This is a genomic window from Brevibacillus sp. 1238, assembly GCF_029892995.1.
In the GTDB taxonomy this organism is placed as follows: Bacteria; Bacillota; Bacilli; order Brevibacillales; family Brevibacillaceae; genus Brevibacillus; species Brevibacillus parabrevis.
The window spans coordinates 324,379-345,057 of the sequence record NZ_JARXWC010000001.1 but is presented as its reverse complement, the minus strand read 5'-3'; the positions used below and the strand labels follow the sequence as shown (position 1 = coordinate 345,057).

General features: G+C 50.5%; 15 protein-coding genes, 2 riboswitches and 1 other annotated feature. Of the genes, 6 read left to right on the top strand and 9 right to left on the bottom strand.

The window, feature by feature from the left end; translation table 11 throughout:
* A complete protein-coding gene (locus tag M2298_RS01550; protein ID WP_280648140.1) occupies positions 1–1,146 on the bottom strand; it encodes an iron-containing alcohol dehydrogenase in 1,146 nt (381 codons plus the stop codon).
* Positions 1,147–1,551: 405 nt separating this feature from the next.
* A riboswitch (glycine riboswitch) is annotated at positions 1,552–1,651 on the top strand.
* Positions 1,652–1,654: 3 nt separating this feature from the next.
* Positions 1,655–1,713, top strand: a riboswitch (glycine riboswitch).
* 338 nt (positions 1,714–2,051) lie between these two features.
* Between M2298_RS01550 and M2298_RS01545 the strand changes: the two genes are divergently transcribed.
* On the top strand, positions 2,052–3,425 hold the full coding sequence (locus M2298_RS01545; protein WP_122962998.1) for an amino acid permease: 1,374 nt from the start codon (positions 2,052–2,054) through the stop codon (positions 3,423–3,425).
* Positions 3,426–3,526: 101 nt separating this feature from the next.
* Here M2298_RS01545 and M2298_RS01540 read toward each other — a convergent pair whose 3' ends face one another.
* Both M2298_RS01540 and M2298_RS01535 read right to left on the bottom strand, forming a co-directional pair.
* Complete coding sequence (locus tag M2298_RS01540; RefSeq protein ID WP_122962997.1) at positions 3,527–5,128, bottom strand: sigma-54 interaction domain-containing protein; 1,602 nt, start codon at positions 5,126–5,128, stop codon at positions 3,527–3,529.
* 20 nt (positions 5,129–5,148) lie between these two features.
* Complete coding sequence (locus M2298_RS01535; protein WP_122962996.1) at positions 5,149–5,487, bottom strand: hypothetical protein; 339 nt, start codon at positions 5,485–5,487, stop codon at positions 5,149–5,151.
* Positions 5,488–5,611: 124 nt separating this feature from the next.
* Here M2298_RS01535 and M2298_RS01530 point away from each other — a divergent pair, with 124 nt between their 5' ends.
* The 3 genes from M2298_RS01530 to M2298_RS01520 all read left to right on the top strand — a co-directional run bounded on the left by M2298_RS01530 (position 5,612) and on the right by M2298_RS01520 (position 10,406).
* On the top strand, positions 5,612–8,554 hold the full coding sequence (locus M2298_RS01530) for a response regulator (protein ID WP_122962995.1): 2,943 nt from the start codon (positions 5,612–5,614) through the stop codon (positions 8,552–8,554).
* Between the two features lie 146 nt (positions 8,555–8,700).
* Positions 8,701–9,417, top strand: a complete 717-nt coding sequence (locus tag M2298_RS01525; protein ID WP_122962994.1) for a response regulator transcription factor — start codon at positions 8,701–8,703, stop codon at positions 9,415–9,417.
* 149 nt (positions 9,418–9,566) lie between these two features.
* Positions 9,567–10,406 carry a putative bifunctional diguanylate cyclase/phosphodiesterase gene (locus tag M2298_RS01520; protein ID WP_122962993.1) on the top strand — a complete coding sequence of 280 codons (840 nt, stop codon included), beginning with the start codon at positions 9,567–9,569 and terminating at the stop codon, positions 10,404–10,406.
* 39 nt (positions 10,407–10,445) lie between these two features.
* Here M2298_RS01520 and M2298_RS01515 read toward each other — a convergent pair whose 3' ends face one another.
* Positions 10,446–11,150 (bottom strand): MerR family DNA-binding transcriptional regulator, encoded by a 705-nt coding sequence (locus M2298_RS01515; protein ID WP_122962992.1) that lies wholly within the window; start codon positions 11,148–11,150, stop codon positions 10,446–10,448.
* A 139-nt stretch (positions 11,151–11,289) separates the two neighbouring features.
* Between M2298_RS01515 and M2298_RS01510 the strand changes: the two genes are divergently transcribed.
* Positions 11,290–12,054, top strand: a complete 765-nt coding sequence (locus M2298_RS01510) for a DUF5701 family protein (RefSeq protein WP_280648139.1) — start codon at positions 11,290–11,292, stop codon at positions 12,052–12,054.
* A gap of 316 nt (positions 12,055–12,370) precedes the next feature.
* On the opposite strand, the gene htpG is transcribed toward M2298_RS01510, so the two are convergent.
* From htpG to M2298_RS01490, 4 genes are all read right to left on the bottom strand, one after another.
* Positions 12,371–14,251: a molecular chaperone HtpG gene (htpG, locus tag M2298_RS01505; RefSeq protein WP_173598406.1), complete on the bottom strand. Its 1,881-nt coding sequence runs from the start codon at positions 14,249–14,251 to the stop codon at positions 12,371–12,373.
* A gap of 211 nt (positions 14,252–14,462) precedes the next feature.
* Positions 14,463–15,221 (bottom strand): MerR family transcriptional regulator, encoded by a 759-nt coding sequence (locus tag M2298_RS01500; RefSeq protein WP_173596126.1) that lies wholly within the window; start codon positions 15,219–15,221, stop codon positions 14,463–14,465.
* A 363-nt stretch (positions 15,222–15,584) separates the two neighbouring features.
* Positions 15,585–17,120: a 2-isopropylmalate synthase gene (locus M2298_RS01495; RefSeq protein ID WP_122962989.1), complete on the bottom strand. Its 1,536-nt coding sequence runs from the start codon at positions 17,118–17,120 to the stop codon at positions 15,585–15,587.
* 182 nt (positions 17,121–17,302) lie between these two features.
* Positions 17,303–17,537: a binding site (T-box leader), on the bottom strand.
* 164 nt (positions 17,538–17,701) lie between these two features.
* Positions 17,702–18,508 carry an alpha/beta hydrolase gene (locus M2298_RS01490; protein WP_173598408.1) on the bottom strand — a complete coding sequence of 269 codons (807 nt, stop codon included), beginning with the start codon at positions 18,506–18,508 and terminating at the stop codon, positions 17,702–17,704.
* Between the two features lie 403 nt (positions 18,509–18,911).
* Between M2298_RS01490 and M2298_RS01485 the strand changes: the two genes are divergently transcribed.
* Complete coding sequence (locus M2298_RS01485; RefSeq protein WP_122962987.1) at positions 18,912–19,649, top strand: cyclase family protein; 738 nt, start codon at positions 18,912–18,914, stop codon at positions 19,647–19,649.
* 76 nt (positions 19,650–19,725) lie between these two features.
* Here M2298_RS01485 and M2298_RS01480 read toward each other — a convergent pair whose 3' ends face one another.
* Positions 19,726–20,661 carry a hypothetical protein gene (locus M2298_RS01480; RefSeq protein WP_280648138.1) on the bottom strand — a complete coding sequence of 312 codons (936 nt, stop codon included), beginning with the start codon at positions 20,659–20,661 and terminating at the stop codon, positions 19,726–19,728.
* Positions 20,662–20,679: the final 18 nt, after the last annotated feature.

Here is a 20,679-nt window from a genome sequence, read left to right as displayed (position 1 = left end):
TTAGTAAGCTGCGCGATATATATCTTCTATGTCTTTTTTCCGCAAGGTGCGGGGATTGTTTTTCAAAAGCCGGGTCTGCTTCATCGCTTCTTCCGCCATCTCGGCAAGCGCTGTCTCAGGGATGTTGAACTCGCGCAACGACTGGGGAATTTCCACGTAACGGCACAGACGCGTCATCGCTTCGATCGCTTTTTCCGCCGCTTCATCCAGGCTCAGGCCAGTTGTATTTTCTCCGAGCGCCCGGGCGATGTCTCCCAGCTTTTCCAGGCAGGCGATCTTGTTCGTGCGCATCACGTAAGGCAAAAGCAGCGAGTTGCTGACGCCGTGCGCCATGTGGAAGCGTCCGCCGAGCGGGTAAGCCAGGGCATGTACAGCTCCTACCCCTGCATTTCCGAAGGCAAGACCCGCCATCAACGCGGCTGTAATCATGGCTTCGCGCGATTCGATGTTGTCCGGGGCCGCGTACGCTTTTGGCAGGTGAACAGCGATCAGCTTCATCGCGCCAATCGCCAGCGCGTCCGTGACTGGGGAGGCAAACTTGGAAATATAGGCTTCCACTGCATGCACCAACGCATCCACGCCGCTCGCAGCGGTAACACTCGGCGGGCACGTCAGCGTCATCATCGGCGAGACGATAGCGACATCCGGCAGCAAGTAAGGGCTTACAATTCCTTTTTTTACTTGCTCCTTCGTATCGGACAAAATCGAGATATTGGTCACTTCCGAGCCTGTTCCCGCCGTGGTCGGAATCGCGATCAGCGGCAAGCCCGGCTGCTTGACCAGATTCGTGCCAAAATACTGTTCGATGCTGCCCTCATTAGTCGCCATGACCGCAGCCGCTTTCGCAATGTCGATCGCGCTTCCTCCGCCGACCGCAATCAGCCCGTCGTAGCTTCCTGCGCGAATCATGCTGACACACAGGTCGACGATTTCGATTTCCGGCTCCGGATTGACGTCCGGGAAGATGCCTGCCTTCATCGGCAAAAGCTCCTCGACTTGCGCTACCACCCCGGCCTGAATCAAAATATGGTCGGTGACGATCAGCGGACGCTGCACCCCCAGCCGGGCGACTTCCTCTGCAAGCAATGCCAGCGAATCGCGGCCTGTGACCAGCTTGTTCGCAGCAGCAAATGTAGAAATGTTCATGTTGTCACTCTCTCCCTTCTCTGTGCTGCCACTTAAAAGCAACTCCCGTGCCAAAGCCTTAAAATTCGCTGCACTCAACCTCGTTTGCTTCCGGCGAAATGGTAGATTTCCGCTCGCGAAACCACCTTTTCTCACATGTTCGTCACATTTTTCACTCTCGCTTTGCCCGGAACAAAAAGCAACCGTTTTCATCCGATCACCGATCATGTTTCAAATCAAAATACATCATATTGATTTGTTTTCGAATCAAATTGTTGTTGATTCTTGCCATCTCCCTTGTTTGTTGGACTTCAATCGGTCAAAAATGTTTTATGCTTAAAATAGTCTGTTAATTGGCAATTTTCGTTTGACAAGCTATTTGGAATAATTTACTATCAAAAGAACGCATGCGAATATCTATCGCGGATGAATATTGCGGGAGAGACTAAACTTACCGTTTAGCACCGAAGGAGCAAATCCTGACCCCCAGGACAAATCTCTCAGGTAAAAGGACCGCAATGGGACGCATCTCTGGAGAGAGCCATTGGCCACCAAAGGAGTTAAACACTCTCAGGTAAAAGGACAGAGGAAAATAGGAACCAGCCTATTTTTCCCGTTCCTTTTTTTATTGGCGAAAAATAGGATTGCTGCTAGAAATCGCTGCGCTTTCAGGGGAACAGCCACATCCCCACTCGGGCAAACAAGGAGGGAGCAACCGGAAGCAAACAGCAAAAAATAAGGACTCACTGAAAAATGTAAGCGTTTTTTTCGTTGGAAGTAACTTAATGATGTATTTATTCTGTACAGCTATGTTACTATGAGAATTATAAAGAATCATAAACTTTTGTGAAGAAAAAGTCGTCGAGCAAGTAGTTGTCTTTCCAAGTAACTTTGCAGAATCAGACAGAGAGAAAGAGGGGGATCACATGGAACAACAAAAATTGGCGAGAGGTCTGAAAAACAGACACGTTCAACTCATCGCAATCGGTGGAGCCATTGGTACCGGACTATTTCTGGGTGCGGGAAAATCCATTCACCTCGCCGGGCCATCCATTTTGTTTGCGTACCTGATTACTGGGATTATTTGCTTTTTGATCATGCGCTCGCTCGGCGAACTTCTCCTGAGCAACCTGAACTATCATTCCTTCGTCGACTTCGTAAAAGACTACCTCGGAAACATGGCTGCGTTCGTCACAGGCTGGACGTATTGGTTTTGCTGGATTTCGATTGCCATGGCCGATTTGACGGCTGTCGGCTTGTACACACAGTATTGGTTTCCGGGAGTGCCGCAATGGATGCCGGGGTTGATTGCCCTCGTAATTTTACTTTTCATGAACCTGGCAACCGTGAAGCTGTTCGGAGAAATGGAGTTTTGGTTCGCGCTGGTAAAAGTCATCGCGATTCTCGCCTTGATCGTCGTCGGTATCGTCATGATCGTCAAAGGCTTCTCTACCAACTCCGGCGCTTCCAGCTTCACGAACTTGTGGAGCCATGGCGGGATGTTCCCGAACGGAATCAACGGCTTCTTACTTTCGTTCCAGATGGTCGTCTTCGCGTTCGTCGGCATTGAACTGGTCGGGCTGACTGCCGGAGAGACAGAAAATCCTGAGCGCGTCATTCCAAAAGCGATCAACAACATTCCGATCCGCGTCTTGCTGTTCTACGTCGGTGCGCTGATCGTGATTATGAGCATCTACCCATGGAGTGCGATCGTTCCGACAGAAAGCCCGTTCGTGCAAGTGTTTGCCGCAATCGGAATTGCTGCCGCTGCGGGAATCGTCAACTTTGTCGTACTGACCTCCGCCGCTTCGGCATGTAACAGCGCCGTCTTCAGTACAAGCCGAATGGTCTACTCTTTGGGCAGAGAACAAAACGCGCCTGCGGCCATGACCAAGCTCACAACTCGCCAAGTTCCTGCCAATGCCCTGTTCTTCTCTACCGTCGTCATTCTCATCGCCGTTGTATTGAACTACATCATGCCAGAAGGCGTCTTCACGCTGATCACGAGTGTCTCGACGGTTTGCTTCCTGTTCATCTGGGGCATTACGGTCATTTGCCACCTGAAATACCGCAAGACAAGACCAGAGCTGGCAGCGCAAAACAAATTCAAAATGCCGCTCTATCCGTTTGCCAATTACTTGATTCTCGCTTTTCTCGCGTTCATTCTCGTCGTGCTCGCACTTGCTGAAGACACGCGCGTTGCCTTGTTCATCACACCTGTCTGGTTCATCATGCTCGTGGTGATTTACAAGCTGCGCAAAGCGAAAGTCGATCAGGTCAAAATTGCCGAAAACTCGTAAGCGGTAAGCGACACAACCAAAAACCACATTCATGAACGAATGTGGCTGCATGAGTAAAACAAACATCCCGCGATGGCGTCAGGCGCTCGCGGGATGTTTTCCTATTCGTTCAACTCCGGTTCGCTGCCGATGTGCAGCTGCCACTTTTTCATCTTCTGGACGAGCGCACTTTGGCTGATCCCAAGCGCTTCCGCTGCCAATCTCGTCGTCCGGTGCGTCTGGATCGCTTGGCTGATCATGCTGCGCTCCAGTCGTGCCACCGCATCGCGCAACGACGTCGGCTCCGCTTGCGGAAACACCTGTTGCAAAAAGCCGGGCAAATCTCCCACGTCAATCGTGTTGTGAAAAGTCGTGACAACCAGCCGCTCGACCAGGTTCGCCAGCTCCCGGATGTTCCCCGGCCAACTGTAGTTGGTCAGCCACTCGTAGCACTCCAGCGTCATCGTTTTTTGCTCGTTGTACTTTTCGTTGAATTTTTCCAGATAGGACTCAAGCAGCGGGACAATCTCTTCCCGGCGCTGCCGCAGCGGTGGAACCTCGAAAGTGACGATGTTCAGCCGATAGTACAAATCCTCGCGGAACAACCCTTCCCGCACCAGCGTAGCCAAATCCCGATGAGTCGCCGTGATGATCCGCACATCTACATGTCGCACTTGCGTGGAGCCGACGCGCATGAATTTGCTTTCCTCCACGACCTTCAACAGCTTGACTTGCAGCTCCAGCGGCAAATCGCCAATCTCGTCGAGAAAAAGCGTACCGCGATGGGCGCTTTCCAAAATGCCGACCTTGCCTTGCTTGAGCGCTCCCGTAAACGCCCCCGGCTCGTAGCCAAACAGCTCAGCCTCCACCAGATGGCCCGGGATTGCCGCGCAGTTCAACTCCATAAAAATTTCGTTGGCTCGACTGCTCCTGGCGTGGATGTATTTCGCAATCATGCTTTTCCCTACACCCGTCTCGCCCTGCAACAAAATTTTTGCATCTGTCTTGGCGACTTTGTCAGCCAGGCGGAAAAGCGAGCGCGTCGCTGGCCCGAGCACAACATCTTCCAGCCCCATCTGATCGGCAGGAGGCACATCGCTTTGCAGCAGCTTTTGACTATCCAGCTCGTGCTTCAAGCGGATCAGCTCGGTGATGTCCCGGACACTGCTGATGATGTATAAAATCTCGCCTGCGGACGACAGCACAGGCGTCGCGGAAACGATGATTTTGCGGCTGTTGCGTATCGTCTGGATCAACGTCACGGGCCTTCGCGTGCGGATCGTCTCCAGCGAAGCGGACACGGAGATCATGCCTTGCTTGATCAAATCGCCCATATGCTTGCCGATGACCTCTTCTTCGCGAATCCCGGTAATGCGCTGGTACGCCTGGTTGATGAACAAAGTAATGCCTGCTCCGTCTGTAATGTACACGCCGTCATACAGCGCATTGAACACGATTTGGCAGATCGGACTCTCGAAAAAAGCGTGAAGCTGCGCCTGCGAGCTTGCCTGCCGCTTTCGATCCGGCAAGCTCACTTCCGGCACCACGTATTCGACAATCGGCCGCGTCAATTCCCCGCGATGAATCGCATGGGCGATCGCTTCTACCGTCAAATAGCCGATAAATTCGTCTTCTTCACTGTATACTTCCTGCACTTCGTTCCGGTCTGGCGTAAAATGGGCGACGGCTTCCTCGACCGTCATCGTTGGACGCAATGGATGCATGTGCGATTCTCTCCCGGATGTCATGACCTGATCTCGCTCTCTTCAAATGGTTCCAATATTCCTTCGATCTTTATTCCTTGCTTGCGTTTGAGAAAAGCCATAAAAGGAAAATAAGAAATAAGACTGATAACCGCGGCGCCAAAAGTATAGACGATGACAGTGCCTGCCGCATTCGCCAGGCCAGCAAGCAAGCTGTCCCACATGCCGCTTGCTCCTGAATGTCCCTCTGTGGCACGCATCAAAAACAGAAAAAGCAGTTGAACAAGTCCGATCAAGAGACCCAGTGAAAAACCGGCTCCCACACATAGTTTGAGGTAGGAAGATATTTTCAAGTATTTCACTTTCCATACGGTGTACATGACTGTCACCCCTTCCTCTCTATTTTACTAGATGAATCGGGAGCAAGCCGCGCTTTTTCCGGAAGATTTTGAGATTTGTGTTGTAAAATGAAAACAACGTACATCACAGATTGCGAGGTCGTTCATGAAAACTTTTCACGTCAGCCATGCCCGAAAACTGACCATTCTCATCCTCCTGATCATCGTGGTCGCCTTCTCCCTGTCCGGCTACATCATGCGCTCCCAAACCAACCGGATCATGAAAGTCGAGATTGAGAACAAGCTGACCCTGCAAAGCCAGGCTCTGGCCGAACGGATGGACGCTTTCTTTGCGCAAAAAGCGTTGCTGATCAGGCAAATGAGCACCAACCAGGCAATCTTGCGCTACCTGCAAACCGTGCAGACGCGAGAGCATGCCTTCACCAGCCCGCATTACTTGGACGTAGCGACCGCATTGGACGGCATCCAGCGGCTGGACCACAACCTGGGCCTTGTATGGGTTTCCAGCAATGCGGGCAACTTCACGATCGGCAACACCGACACGCTCTCAGGAAAAGACTGGTCGCTCACCAAACGCCCCTGGTATCCAGACGCCGTCCGTTCCAATGACGTCGTTTTTTCCGAGCCGTACGCCGATTATCTCACGAAAAAAATGGTGACCAGCGGCACCATGAAGATTGAGGAAAACGAAAGGCTGCTGGGCTTCGTCGCCATCGATATTTTGCTCGACGACATTCCGCAAATGCTCGGCACGTACCCGATCGGGGAATCGGGCTACGCCATCCTGGTTTCCAAAGACGGAACGATCATGTACCATCCAAATCCCGAGCTTGTCAGCCGGCACAAGCTGACGGAACAACCAGGCGATCTGGCCAAAATCGGACAAAGCATGGTCGCTGGACAAAAAGGATTGCAACTCGTCTCCATCGACGGCAACAACTATTACATCGGCTACTCCCCTGTCTCTTCCACGGGCTGGTCTGTCGCAGCCGTACTGCCTGCCAGCGAAGCGCTCGGACAATTGAACTCTGTACAAGACTTGTCCAGCCTGATTACCAAAGTCTCCATTTTCGTTCTGGTCAGTCTGCTCTCGCTTTTGCTGCACTTCATGTTAAAGGAACAGCGGCGGATTCAGGCCGAACTGCGGGCAGCCAAGGAAGAAGCCGAGGAAGCGAGCAAGGCGAAAACCGACTTTTTGGCGCGGATGAGTCACGAAATCCGCACCCCGCTCAACGGGATCATCGGACTGTCCCAACTGATGCAGAAAACGGTGATGACGGTGATGCAAAAAGATTACTTGGACAAGGTGCTGTCTTCCTCCCAAGTATTGCTCCGCCTCATTAACGAGATTCTCGACTTTTCCAAGATCGAGGCTGGCAAGCTGGAGCTGGAAAAGGCAAGCTTTGACCTCGACGATTTTGTCCGGCGGCTCTCGCACATGCTGAGCATTTACCTCGGGACGAAGCAAATCGAAATCATTCTCGATCTGCCGCCGAAAATGTTGCCCAAACTGATCGGGGATCAGCATCGGCTGGAGCAAGTGTTGCTCAATCTGTGCCACAACGCCATCAAGTTTACCGAGCAAGGATACGTCTCTGTGCGAATCACGCTGGAAAAAGAAGAAGGACGACTGCTGTACTTGCATTTTGCCGTAGAGGATACAGGCATCGGCATGTCGGAAGATCAGCTCGACAAGCTGTTTGAACCGTTCACACAGGCAGATGGCACGACGAGCAGAAAATACGGCGGCACAGGACTTGGTCTGGTCATCTCGCGCAGTCTCGTCGAGATGATGGGCGCCACTCTCGAAGTGACTAGCGCAATCGGCAAAGGAAGCTGCTTCTCCTTCACCCTCCCGTTTGAACACGCGCCCTGGCGGGAAAGCGAAAGCCCTGGCTCCATGCTGCCACCAGGCTACGAAGGCCAGCGTGTCCTGATTGTGGAAAATCACGACAAAATGCGAAGCAGCATGGCTGACATGTTGTTTGGCCTAAACTTTTCGCCTATTTGCGTCGCCACCTGGCGAGAGGCTTTCGAGCTGTTGGAACACGCTGAAGCGCACAACCCGTTTCGCTTTGTGTTCGTCGACATGGAAGCGGAAGACATGTACGGCGTAGAATCGTTGCAGCGGCTGCACGCGCTCGCCGAGCTATGCGACGCAGCGACAATTGCCATGACGACAGAGTACGGCCGCGACGAGCTGGCCTCCCTGGAGGAATCCGCCCAGCCTGACGCTGTTTTGATCAAGCCGATTAACCGGATGGATGTAGCGCGCGCGATACTGGGGGCACAGGAGCACAAGGAAACACATGTGACCGAGACTTTGCAGAAGCCGCAGTCCGCTCCTTACGAAAACGTCCTCTTCCCCGGATATCGCGGCAAAATTTTGCTGGCAGAGGACAACGAGATCAATCAGCTGGTAGCGGTCGAGTTCCTCCGGCGCGAAGGTTACGCTGTGACCGTTGCCAAAAACGGGCAAGAAGTGCTGGAGCTTTTGGAGACGAGAAAATGGGATCTGATTCTCATGGATGTCCACATGCCGGAGATGGACGGTTGTGAAGCGACGATCCGCATCCGCCAGCACAAACAGTACGCCAGCCTGCCCATTATTGCGATGACGGCGAGCGTCATTAAAGCCGAACACGACAATTGCTACCGTTCGGGGATGAACGGCGTCATTACCAAGCCGATTCATTTGGGCGAGATGAAGGAAACATTGAAGCGAGCAATTCCCGTACCTTGTCTGGATGTTTCGCTCGCACTGGAGCGACTGGATGGAAAAATCCCGATATACACGCAAATTCTCCGTTCATTCACTAAAGAATATTCGGATTTTACATCAAACCTCCAAACGGCGTTTCTCGCAGGAAACTTCCAGGAAGCAAGAAGAATGATTCACACTCTCAGTGGTGTTGCGGGAAATTTGTCTGCACAAAGATTGCTTCTTTTATCAAGAAAAATGGAGGCGCAGCTTTCTGCTTCTGTAAATCCGAACGATTATCAAGAATTTATGAGCGAGCTGGAATGGCAGTTGAACGAAGTGTTAGCGTTAGCAAACGAATGGCAAGAAACTCTGGCAATCTCCTAACATTTTTTTAGCATTTTTCATGAAATTAGGTCCATTCTCCTCGCTTTTTTGCTAAAATATGAGAAAAGTATTAGGAAAAAACGAAAAATTGCTAGCTCTTTCCCATTTTTACGAATAACTTTCTCCCAGAAAGAGTGAGGAATCTGATGTACAACCTATTGATTATCGAAGACGATCAGATTATGGGCGAAATGCTGGCCATGTATTTAACCGAAGAAGGCTATTCTGTAAAAATAGCGGATCATGGACAGAAAGGCTTGGACATGGCGCAATCATTTGCTCCGGATGTCATCCTCGTGGACATGATTCTGCCGGATATGAGCGGTACCAGGATATGCAGCGAGCTGCGCACCTTTTCCGTTGCTCCCATCCTGATTGTCTCGATGAAGACAGACGTATCCGATCGCGTAGAGGCTTTGCAAGCTGGAGCGGACGATTATATTTGCAAGCCTTTTTCCTTGCGAGAGATTTCCGCAAAAATCGGAGCCATGATCAGACGAACCCACCAATACCAACAGCCTGCTGCCCCAGAAAGCGGGGAACAGGCTGACACAGCAGTCGCGAGTTCCGAGAATACTTTCCTGCTCGATTTGGAGCGCAGGGCGATCTTTGTCAATCAGTTTCACGTCGAAACGACTTTTTCCGAATTTGAGATTATGCGTCTGTTCATTACAAATGAGGGAAAAGTATTCAGTCGGGAGGAATTGCTCTACGAACTGCGCGGTTTCGATTCTTTTGTGACAGATCGGGCCATCGATGTTCACATCGCCAACCTGCGCAAAAAAATCGAAGACAATCCGAAGGAACCGAAATACATCCGCACCGTTTGGGGTGTAGGATACAAGTTCGTTTCTAAAAACTAGCAGACAAATGGCATCGTCTCCTGCGAGATGGTGCTATTTTTTTGAGATTATTTCACACTATCCTAATACATAGACAGAAACTTATCTAATACATCCCGTGCATAATCAATCCCAGAAGAAATGGACGCAAAATGGAGGGTAAATAAAACATGGAGTTTACATCGTTACTGACGAGCGAGGATCTGGAGCACAAGCTGAGACTGGCCAATGATTTGCAAGAAGCAGTACGGCTTGAACAGCTGACTTTGCATTACCAACCGCAGTTCGAAACCGTCTCTGGCAACGTACGCGGTTTTGAAGCTTTGCTCAGATGGCACCATCCGCTCTTCGGACCGATCTCCCCTACGGAATTTATCCCGCTCGCCGAAGAGATCGGACTGATTTATTCCATCGGTGACTGGGTCATCCAGACCGCTTGCCAAAAAAACAAGCAAATTCAAGAAAAGTACATGCCCACTTCCGTCATGTCAGTCAACATCTCGGGCCTGCAATTGCAAGACTCTCTCTTCTTCGATCGGGTATGCGGCATTTTGCAGAAAACAGCTCTCTCCCCTCAATCATTGGAGCTGGAATTGACAGAACGGGACAGAATCTCGCTCAAGGACAGACGGATCGATACTTTGAAAAAATTCGCTAACCACGGCATCAAAATCGTATTGGATGATTTCGGGACGGAATACTCCTCGCTTGAATACATCACGACTCTCCCCCTCTCAACTATTAAAGTCGATCGGTCATTTGTCGCTCATATTGCCAATCATTATGAAGGAACGGTACTCGTCGAATGGATCATTTCACTGGCGCGCAAACTGGGGCTCACTGTCGTCGCTGAAGGCATCGAGACGTTTGAACAGCTCCACAGCCTGCAAAAGTGGAAATGTGATTTTGTGCAAGGCTTTCTGATCAGCAAACCGTTGCACGAAAGCGAGTTGCCCCTGTTTTTCCGCAAAGTAGAATGGAAGCAGGAAAACAAGTTTCTGCATACATGATGAAAAAGCTTCGGTTACCGAACCGAAGGCACCCTCCTCTCATTCAACCAGCTTTACCAATCGGCACAGATCATAGAGAGCATGGATTCCGCGCATTTGCCAGCAGTTGACCCGATGCAAATACTGCAAGGAGTCCGTGGCGATTTTTCTCGCCTCTAAAACATCGTCTTCCCTCATGTGAGCAATGGCATTTTTCAGCTCTACAACCGTTGGCGAATACACCTGCGCGCGCAACGCTTGCAAAAGCATAATTTTTCGGATATGCGAGCGATTGAACAACCGATAGCCATTTTGCGGATCGCGCGTGGTTGTAATCAGCCCTGTTTTCTCCCAATGACGAATCGTCGAGCTGGGAAGCCCTGTTTTTCGGGAAGCTTCCTTGATCGTCAGCCACGCTTCGCCAGATTCTGCTTGCGTTTGCTTGCCATCCAGCTCGCAGAACATCCGCATGTTGCTTTCTGCCAGTTGCTTGTCCCGTTGCAAAAGGGCTTGCACCTCATTCACGCGCCATAGCGCCGCATCGAGCTGCCTTGCTTGAACGTTCCGCACAACTTCCGCAGTCACCTCCATCCCGAACCCGGGCGACATAGCCTGTATACAAGTAAAATAGGCAACGTGCTCGGCGGTATACAAACGATAGCCGCCCGCAGACCGTTCCACTGGCGGAACAAGTCCTTGCGCTTCGTAGTTGCGCAAGGCGCTTGTGCTCAGCTTCAATTTTCGCGCAATGTCAATCGGCCGCATTTTTCCGTGGACCCCTCTCTTCATTTGTTCCAGGTTTAAAGCCCGCTTATAACGTTTGAGCAACTCTCCCCTATTTATTCAACAAAACTTCTGACCAAACCTTCGAATTAGCATCCATGTTGTAAGATGAAAAGGAAAAATGTCCTCGTTAGTGATGCGCATATCGAAGGAGGGGTTTCCCATCGTCTTTGACCTGTTGGAAATGGAATTTGAACGCCAAGTTACCAATCTCGTTGCAAAAGGGTATCCTGGCATTGCCCGGATGACAGAGAGCGCATTCCGCAAGCAACTGGAACCGTTGAAGGACAAAGCAGCCTCGCTTCCTCCGTGGACGAATGAGACGGAACTGCCTGAAGGCTATGCTCCTTTTGCCCTCGTCGTAAAAAGCGAGTGGGTCGACAGCAGCCGTGCCATCCAACTCGTGGAGCGCCAGAAAAAGGCAGGCTTTAGCGTCATGGATGAGCAGGATATGTGCCGCTTCAAGCCGATCGATGGAATCGCGTTGCCTGCCGGAGTCGCCTATCTTTTGGCTGACATTGATACCGGACGACAAACGCTCAACGTCACGCCGAACGACGCCCTGCCCCGCCTTTTGGCCCAAGGGCGCTCTCCGCTTACTCTGGAGGAAGGCATTGCCCTCGTTACCCACTTTCCTGAGCTGTTGAAAAAGAACAACGGTTTTTCCCTGCTCGGCTCCCGTTGTGGCGATCGGCGCGTAACGGCCCTGTGGATCAGTCAAGGCAAGCCGAAGCTCGGATGGTGCTGGGCAGGTAACCCGCATACGTGGCTAGGCTCAGCCTCATGTCTGGAGCGCATAGGAACGGACAACATCGCAAACGAAAAAAACTTGAAGGCAGCTTTAAGGTTTGCTCCCACAACAGCTAACGGTTTTACTTTAGCGTAACTCCGTTGATGACGTGCGCTTCCACCTGGGCAATGCTTTTTCGCTACTGTCTCGTGCGGAACTCCCACAAGGCTGCGCAGTTCATCTGCATCGGTCGCAAGCGCCTTTTGCAGCTGCTCAGCCCGCATTTTCCGACCTCCATCACGAACCGGACTGGATCGCTACACGCCAAGAGCGCTTGGGAACGATTCTCCTTTGTTGCTTCCATCTTCTCGGCCACACTCGGCGAATGCAAGAAAACCGCGGTGCGCAATGTGCTTTTCGCAAGCGATTATTTCCAGCGAAAAAAGGGGATGCCTCATGCATCCCCCTTTTGCTATACCATCATTTTGCAAATATCGTTCGTGAACGCGACCGGATCTTCAATCGGCAAGCCTTCGATCAGCAGCGCCTGATGGTAAAGCACCGCTGTGTACAAATTCACTTTTTCCTTGTCTTGACCGAAAGCGGCCTTCAGCGACTGGAACACGTCATGGTTCACGTTGATCTCCAGCACCTTTTGCGCTTTCACGCCTTGGCTGTTCGGCATGGCGTTCAGCACTTTTTCCATCTCGATCGTGACATCGCCTTCTGTCGACAGGCAGACTGGATGGGATTTGAGACGCTTGGATGCTTTTACGCTTGCGACTTTGCCTTCGAGCAGGCTCTTCATGTAAGCGAACAACTCCTGGTTGTCTTCATTTTCAGCGTCTGCCGCCTTGTCCTGCTCGTCTGGTTCAATTCCCAGATCGGCGCTGGAGACGGAACGGAACTCCTTGTCTTTGTAGGTGCGCAGCATCTTGATCGCGAACTCGTCGATATCCTCTGTGAAGTAAAGGATTTCATAGCCTTTGTCGGATACCAGCTCGGTTTGCGGCAGTTTTTCGATGCGCTCGTTGGATTCCCCTGTCGCATAGTAGATGTACTTCTGGTCTTCCGGCATTCTCTCGACGTACTCGGCCAGCGTCACCAGCTTTTTCTCTTTGGAAGAGTAGAACATGAGCAAGTCCTGAAGCGTGTCCTTGTGTGTGCCAAAATCGCTGTATACGCCGTATTTCAGCTGTCTGCCGAACGCTTCGTAAAACTTTTCGTACTTCTCCCGCTCATTTTTTTGCATGCTTTGCAGTTGGCCCTTGATTTTGCTGGAGATGTTTTTCGCGATCAGCTTCAACTGGCGGTCATGCTGCAGCATTTCCCTGGAAATGTTGAGAGACAGGCTTTCCGAATCGACCATCCCTTTGACGAAGCTGAAGTAATCTGGCAGCAGGTCGGCACATTTGTTCATGATCAGTACACCATTGGCGTACAGCTCCAGACCTTTTTCATACTCTTTGGAGTAGTAGTCGAACGGAATGCTTTCCGGGATGTACAAAATCGCCTGATAGACGACCGCTCCATCCGCGCTGACGTGAACGTGCGCAAGCGGCTTGTCGAAACCGTAATGCTTGCTTACATAAAACTGTTCGTAGTCTTCGTCAGTCAGCTCGTTTTTGTTCTTGCGCCAGATCGGCACCATGCTGTTGACCGTCTGCTCTTCTTGCACTTCCTCAAACTCGCTGTCGCTGCCTTCTTTCGGCTGATGCTTCGTCACGTCCATCTTGATCGGGTAGCGAATGAAGTCCGAGTATTTTTTGATAATCGCCTTCAAGCGATACTCTTCCAAAAACTCATCGTAGCGTTCTTCTTCCGTATTCTCTTTGATTTTGAGAGTGATCGTGGTGCCGACCTCATCTTTTGCATAAGGCTCGATTGTATAGCCATCGGTTCCGCTGGATTGCCATCTGTAGCCTGTGTCTGCCCCCAGCGCTTTGCTCGTGACCGTTACGACGTCAGCGACCATGAAGGCAGAGTAGAAGCCCACCCCGAATTGCCCGATAATATTGTAGCCGTCTTTGGCATCGTTTTCTTTTTTGAAGGCAAGGGAACCGCTTTTGGCGATCACGCCCAAGTTGTTTTCCAGCTCTTCAGCGGTCATGCCGATTCCCGTATCGGTAATCGTCAATTCGCGGGCAGCCTTGTCCACGCTAATTTTAATGAAGTAATTGTCTTTATCGAACACCAGCTGATCATCCGTCAGCGAGCGGTAATAGATTTTGTCAATCGCATCGCTTGCGTTGGAAATCAGCTCACGCAGGAAAATCTCTTTTTGCGTGTAAATGGAGTGGATCATCATTTCCAACAGTCGCGTCGATTCAGCCTGAAACTGCTTTTTTTCCATCGGCCATTCTCCCTTCTATTTTGCCACACACAATTGTTAGCACTCTCACCGCGAGAGTGCTATCCACTATTTTTTATAACAGTCCTAGATTTTTCTGTCAATATACCGCCCCTGTTTTTTGTAAATTATTCCCTGAACGCCGCACACGCTTTTTGCCCAAAAGACCAAAAGAAAAAGGACCATCGTTCTCAATGGTCCCTTCTCTCTTTCCCTACTCTGCTTTTGCATGAGCCGCATACGCTTCGGCTGCGATCGCCAGAAAATAGGCAAGTCCTGTCTGCTGCCCCTCCAGCATCTGCAAATGGAAGTCGTCTTGCAGGAAAAACCGAGTCTGCCCGGCAAACTCGTACGGAGTAAGCGAATGCCCGTGCTCATGCATGAAACGCAGATGTTCCCCGATCAACTGATGCAGCTTCGCATCCGTATGCTTGACTCCATCGCGCAATGCGGCAGCCATCTGCGCCATGAACCGTTCGGCTTCCTGCGCTTGTTCATTCATCTTCGCCACGTCGATGGAAGCTTCCTGTGCCAGATCGTATCCGTACGTTTCCTGCAAATGCTCGCTTTGCTCCTGCAGGGCTGCTCTCCACTCTTCCTCACTGCTAAACCCTTGAAACATCGCTTGGTTATCCATTCCTTTTCCTCCTCGCAGGCACGCCAGCGTTTTTTGCAGCGTGCGTATGACCTCTTCCAACCTGCTTTGTCGGGCCAAGAGCAGCTGTTCCTGTTCTTGCAACACAAGCTCTCGCTCCGGCTCTCCATCAAGCAGCTCGCGAATTTTTTGCAGCGGAAAATCCAGTTCGCGGTAAAACAAAATTTGCTGCAAACGCGCAAGCTCTTTGTCGCCGTACAGCCGATAGCCCGCTTCACTGATCTCGCCCGGAATGAGCAGGCCAATCCGGTGGTAATGGTGCAACGTCTTGATCGTCACGCGGGAAAGCTCCGCTACTTCCTTAACTGTGTACAGCACGCTGTCCGCCCTCCTTTCTCCTCTAGTGTAAAGACTCCCCTAAGCGGAGAGTCCAGCGTTTTTTTCATAAAAAAAGCCCCCGCAAACAGCCGCGAGGGTTGAAAAAGGTGGTTAACAGTGTATGGTAATCAGTTTTTCCAAATTTTCCATTCCTATACTTGCAGGCTCGCTGCCAAATCTGCTTTGCCATCAGTTGGCAGCCATTTCTACCGATACAGATCAGCCTTATTGCCTTTGCAGCCCGCTTTCCTGTTCGAGCAGCCTTTGGACATTCAGCCTGAGTTGGCAGCAGTCTTTTTACATGCTTGATTCTCGGCGTGTTTCAGACAGGGGTCGTCTCGCGCCTGCTCTTGCTTTATCCGACTATCCGACCGCAACCAGATCAAGCACCGCAGCGTTGACCCCGTTCAAAAACGCAAGGGCGCTCGCCTTGATAATATCGGTATCCATCGCCCGACCGGAGTACGTTTTCCCCATGTACTCGATGCGAATATTGACACGGCCGACGGCGTCTTTGCCGCGAGAAATGCTGTTGATCTTGTAATCCTTCAGATGGACATCCAGCCCGACCAACGTTTTGATCACATCGTACAACGCTTCGATCGGCCCTTCGCCTACTGCGCTGCCTTTCAGCATTTCCTCGCCTTTTTTCAGCTTGACCGTCGCAGTCGGGTACAAATCGTTGCTGACGACCTGGAACGACTCCAGCTCATACAGATGCTTGCTGCTGTCTGCGAGCGTGCGGTGATTCGCCACCAAATAAAATACGTCGTGGTCGTACACTTCTTTTTTGGCGTCTGCCAGCTCCAGGAACTTGGCGAACAACACCTCGAAATCAGCCGCGTCGTTCGTTTCAAAGCCGAGCTTCTCAACAGCATTTTTAAAAGCGTGGCGCCCAGAACGCGCTGTCAAAATCAGCTCCATGCTGTCTGCCCCGACTTCTTCCGGCGACATGATTTCGTACACTTGCTTATCTTTCAAAAGACCGTCCTGGTGAATACCCGACGAATGGGCAAAAGCATTCGCGCCCGTAATCGCCTTGTTCACCTGCACATCCAGACCAGTCAAATGGCTCACCAGCATCGAGGTGCGCAGCAACTCCTTCGTGTTAATGTTCGTATGGCACTGGTAAAAATTCTCGCGCACCTTCATCCCCATCACGACTTCCTCCAACGAGGCATTTCCGGCACGTTCCCCGAGTCCGTTGATGGTACACTCGACTTTTTCCGCTCCGTTTTTGATCGCGGCGAGCGTGTTGGCCGTAGCCATGCCCAAATCGTTATGACAGTGGACGCTCAGGATGACATCCGGATTGAGGTTTTTCAAGCGATCGTTGATGCGGCGGATCAAATCGCCGAACTCATCCGGCACCGCGTAGCCCACCGTATCCGGGACGTTGATCATCGTCGCTCCCGCTTTGACGACGGCTTCAATCGTACTCCACAAATATTCAAAATCGGACCGCGATGCATCCTCAGTCGAATACTGAACGTGCGGCAGCAATGTTTTGGCGTAGCGTACTGCCTCCACGCCCATTTCCATGACGGCGTCCTTGGAGCGGTTGAACTTCTTCTCTACGTGGATGTTGGACGTTCCCAAAACGATGTGGATGAGCGGGTCCTGGGCGATCTTGACACTTTCGTACACCGCATCGATGTCGCTTTTCACGGCACGGGCCAAAGCCGTGATCGACACGCTGTCACCGACACTGCGGGCAATCTCCTGCACCGCACGAAAATCTCCCTCGGACGAAGCCGGAAAGCCCGCCTCGATGATGTCCACCCGCAATTTTTTGAGCTGTTGGGCGATCTCGATTTTTTGCTGGACGTTCAACTTCGCTCCCGGCACTTGTTCTCCATCACGCAGCGTTGTATCAAACACGATAATTTTACGGCTCATTTTCTGTTCCTCCCCAAAATGGTTTGTTTTTGCAACTCGATTTATGGAAAGCGGGGCCGGCTAAACCCGGTCTTCAGCCAGCAAAACGGTCATGACCCGTTTTATTGATCACTCGCAATCAACATCCGCTTTTCTAAAAAAACGTCGCGACGTTTTTCACGCAAAAAAACCTCGTCTCTGCGCATAGAGACGAGGTTGAACTCGCGGTACCACTCTAATTCATTTCCAAATAGCGGAAACGATCTTTTTCGATGGCCATCACCATCTATCCCTGTAACGGTGGAACTCCGGCTTACCCTACATTGTCAGGCAGCTGTTCATAGACGAGTTCGAAATAAACGACATTGCCGTTTCACACCACCCAACGGCTCTCTGAAAAGTCTTTTTATTTCTACTATTTCTAATCGCAACATTTGTTTTATCATTTTTTGTAATTATATGGGCAGAAAAATGCCACTGTCAACAAGCAAAATACTGGAGGATCGATCAAACATTTTTGATTGAAGGAAATAAAGCGAGAACAATCTGGCGGACAAATCGAAAAAACGCCTCCGCAAAGAAGGCGCTCGCTTTTGTCGCTGCTAAATCGTTTCCCTGTTCGACTCGCGCGTACGGTCGCGGGCAAATTCCCTTTTTTCCGCTTCCGTCCCTTCCGCAAACAGCCATCTCAGCGCATGAATAAACTTCATGGCGAAGAAAAAGCTGTCGTGCGTGCCGAGCGGATCTGTCTCGAATTTCACGTTTTGCTCCGGGAAGCCTTTGTCCAGCAAGATGCGGTACGCTGCTTTCGTCTGTGCGACCATTTCCGCTTGAATCGTCGTCTTGTGGATGCCTTCCAGCTCGCCCACGTACATGTACAGCCGATGATCGGCAGCGGGAAGCGGTGTTTCCTGCATGTGCTTGACGTAGCCCTCATACCAGAAGGAGGCGGACAGCCAGGCGCTTTTGCCAAATGTATCGGATCGCAAATAATAGGCGTGCGCACTGACCAGACCACCGAACGAACATCCGGCGATTGCCGTGTGCTCCGGTTCAGGCATCGTCGCATAATGCGCGTCGATATATGGCTTGATCTGATCGGCAAGCACTTGAATGTAATCGTTCGCTCCACCGCCAAACAACACTCCGCCAGGCACCAGCGTGTCTGCCGGCCACGGCGTGTATTCATAATTGCGGTCGTGCGGGGTGATTCCGACAAAAATCAGTTCCGGCAGCTGCTTTGTGATGAACAGATGATCGAGGTAATTAAACGCATTCAGGACGACATTTCCCCCGTCCTGCACATAAATAGCCGGATATCGCTTCTCGCCTTCCGCATAGCTGTTCGGCAAATAAATGGTCAGTTCAAAATCCGCTACTTTTTCCTTGATGATTCGATGTTGCTGCATTTTTGCACCTCTCTCCCACTCATTCCTATCAAATTATAAGGAGTAGGGCAGCGAGTTGCCATGTACTAAATCCAGATCGGAGATGGACAAAACGCCAAAAGCCGCTTGCCTGAGCTTGCCCGCCAACCTTCGCGCCCAAAAATCCCTCGCTCACGCCTCCACCTCTATCGTCGCCACTCTCCCCTGTCGATTTATTCATCTCGTTAATTCCCTTATTGACACTCGGAATTATAACGCATAAAGTAATGGTATAATAAATCCTTCCAAACAAGTTGCAGGCAGACATGCAAAAACCGGACAACCTCTGGACGCCCTGGCGCCTGGCAAGATTCGTCTTGACAGACAAGGACTTGTTGCCGAAGGATTCGGGCGAAAATTCCAAAAACGTTGATGAGGTGGGCGCATGGCAAACGACTTGATCCAAGCAATCCAACTGCTGAAAGAGAAAGAATGGGTAGACTTGACTCATACATTCGGCCCGGAATCACCGCATTTTTCTGCCTTTGAATCAGCCGAGTTCAAAACGCTGTTTACGCATGACGACGGCTTTTTCTCGCAAAGCTTCACTTTTGCCGGACAGTACGGCACGCACCTGGATGCGCCGATCCACTTTGTGCGCGACAAGCGGTACCTGGACGAGCTGGACTTGAAGGAACTCGTGTTGCCCCTTGTCGTCATCGACAAATCGAAGGAAGCCGAAGCAAACAACGACTACAGCCTGACGATAGAAGATATTTTGCAATTCGAAGCCGAGCACGGCAAAATCGAGAGCGGCAGCTTCGTCGCCCTGCGCACGGACTGGAGCAAGCGCTGGCCCGATGTGGCGGCGTTCAACAACAAAGATGCAGATGGCAACAACCACGCTCCCGGCTGGGGCCTGGACGCCTTGAAGTTCTTGTTTGAAGAACGGCAAATCAAAGCCGTCGGCCACGAAACATTCGACACCGACGCCAGCGTGGACTTCCAGAAAAACGGCGCGCTGCTTGGCGAGTATTACGTGCTGGCACAAGATACGTACCAGGTCGAGCTGCTGAAAAACCTGGACAAGCTGCCAGCCAAAGGCGCCGTCATCGTCAACATTACCCCCAAACCGGAAAAAGCGTCCGGATTCCCGGTGCGTTCGTTTGCGATTTTGCCTTAGTTTTTCCAAACAAAAAAGGACAGTCCGCAGTCAAATTTGACTTAGGACTGTCTTCTCTTATCGCCTACTTTTTGTCCTACTTATTTTTAGTGGATACTCCTCTGATTTCTAAATAGGAACCTAAAAACCACGCCATAAAGCCCAGAATGCACCAATAAAGAACAGCCCAAAATTCAAAGTCCCAAATATACAACCAGAATGCGAATACTATTTCGCACACAATGATTCCGAATGCATTGCCATGCTCTCTCAAATGTTTGTACGACTCTATATAATCTTTAATTTGATCATCCTTCTGTTCCTCAGATAAGCTTTCTTTATTTAGGTGTGTTTCGCCCGTCGTTACTCTCATTTTAAGAACGCTTGATTTTCTTGCTATATCCTCATTATTCGTTCTGAATTTGCTTAATTTCTCATAAAACTCCTGAATGAGACGAGAACTAAATAATAGTAAGAGAATTAATCCTACAATGATACTTATTGCAATGAGGTGCTTGTTATTTCTCCAATGATCCGCGTATTTCCCGTCCATTAACATAGGAGTAAATATCCAAGAAATGTACGACAAGAAACCTACAAAAAATACTATTCCTACGTATTTTGTCCATGATTTTGGAGGATAAAAAAATATTAATGACCTAATTCCATGCAAAATCAAAATCAGCATACTGGAAAAATACATATACAAAAATCCGGAGACTGCCAAAATAATCGCAGCCAAGATGGGAAAGCCTGTCTCTGTTATCTCTATGTTTTCATTTTTCGCATCAATCAAATGATTACTCCCTATAGTTTTTAAAAGACTGTTCGCATCATCAACGCCCAGACCATAAGTCGTACTAAACAACAAGCTTTTCACATCATCTTTTATACTTTGACAGACAGCAACATCGCACTCTGCACATAGAAAATCTGATTTGGGATAAAAAGCTTTCGTTATCAGCCCATCATAATTAATCACCAAATAAAACAAAATCACAATCCCAAAAATCGTGCCCAGCAAGTAGCGCACCAAATAAAACTCCCAAAA

Coding starts and splice junctions, on each gene's coding strand:
- htpG (WP_173598406.1), bottom strand. CDS start 14,251: ATGGAAAAAAAGCAGTTTCAGGCTGAATCGACGCGACTGTTGGAAATG.
- M2298_RS01490 (WP_173598408.1), bottom strand. CDS start 18,508: ATGCAGCAACATCGAATCATCAAGGAAAAAGTAGCGGATTTTGAACTG.
- M2298_RS01540 (WP_122962997.1), bottom strand. CDS start 5,128: ATGCATCCATTGCGTCCAACGATGACGGTCGAGGAAGCCGTCGCCCAT.
- M2298_RS01525 (WP_122962994.1), top strand. CDS start 8,701: ATGTACAACCTATTGATTATCGAAGACGATCAGATTATGGGCGAAATG.
- M2298_RS01550 (WP_280648140.1), bottom strand. CDS start 1,146: ATGAACATTTCTACATTTGCTGCTGCGAACAAGCTGGTCACAGGCCGC.
- M2298_RS01535 (WP_122962996.1), bottom strand. CDS start 5,487: ATGTACACCGTATGGAAAGTGAAATACTTGAAAATATCTTCCTACCTC.
- M2298_RS01520 (WP_122962993.1), top strand. CDS start 9,567: ATGGAGTTTACATCGTTACTGACGAGCGAGGATCTGGAGCACAAGCTG.
- M2298_RS01510 (WP_280648139.1), top strand. CDS start 11,290: ATGTCCTCGTTAGTGATGCGCATATCGAAGGAGGGGTTTCCCATCGTC.
- M2298_RS01530 (WP_122962995.1), top strand. CDS start 5,612: ATGAAAACTTTTCACGTCAGCCATGCCCGAAAACTGACCATTCTCATC.
- M2298_RS01485 (WP_122962987.1), top strand. CDS start 18,912: ATGGCAAACGACTTGATCCAAGCAATCCAACTGCTGAAAGAGAAAGAA.
- M2298_RS01545 (WP_122962998.1), top strand. CDS start 2,052: ATGGAACAACAAAAATTGGCGAGAGGTCTGAAAAACAGACACGTTCAA.
- M2298_RS01495 (WP_122962989.1), bottom strand. CDS start 17,120: ATGAGCCGTAAAATTATCGTGTTTGATACAACGCTGCGTGATGGAGAA.
- M2298_RS01515 (WP_122962992.1), bottom strand. CDS start 11,150: ATGCGGCCGATTGACATTGCGCGAAAATTGAAGCTGAGCACAAGCGCC.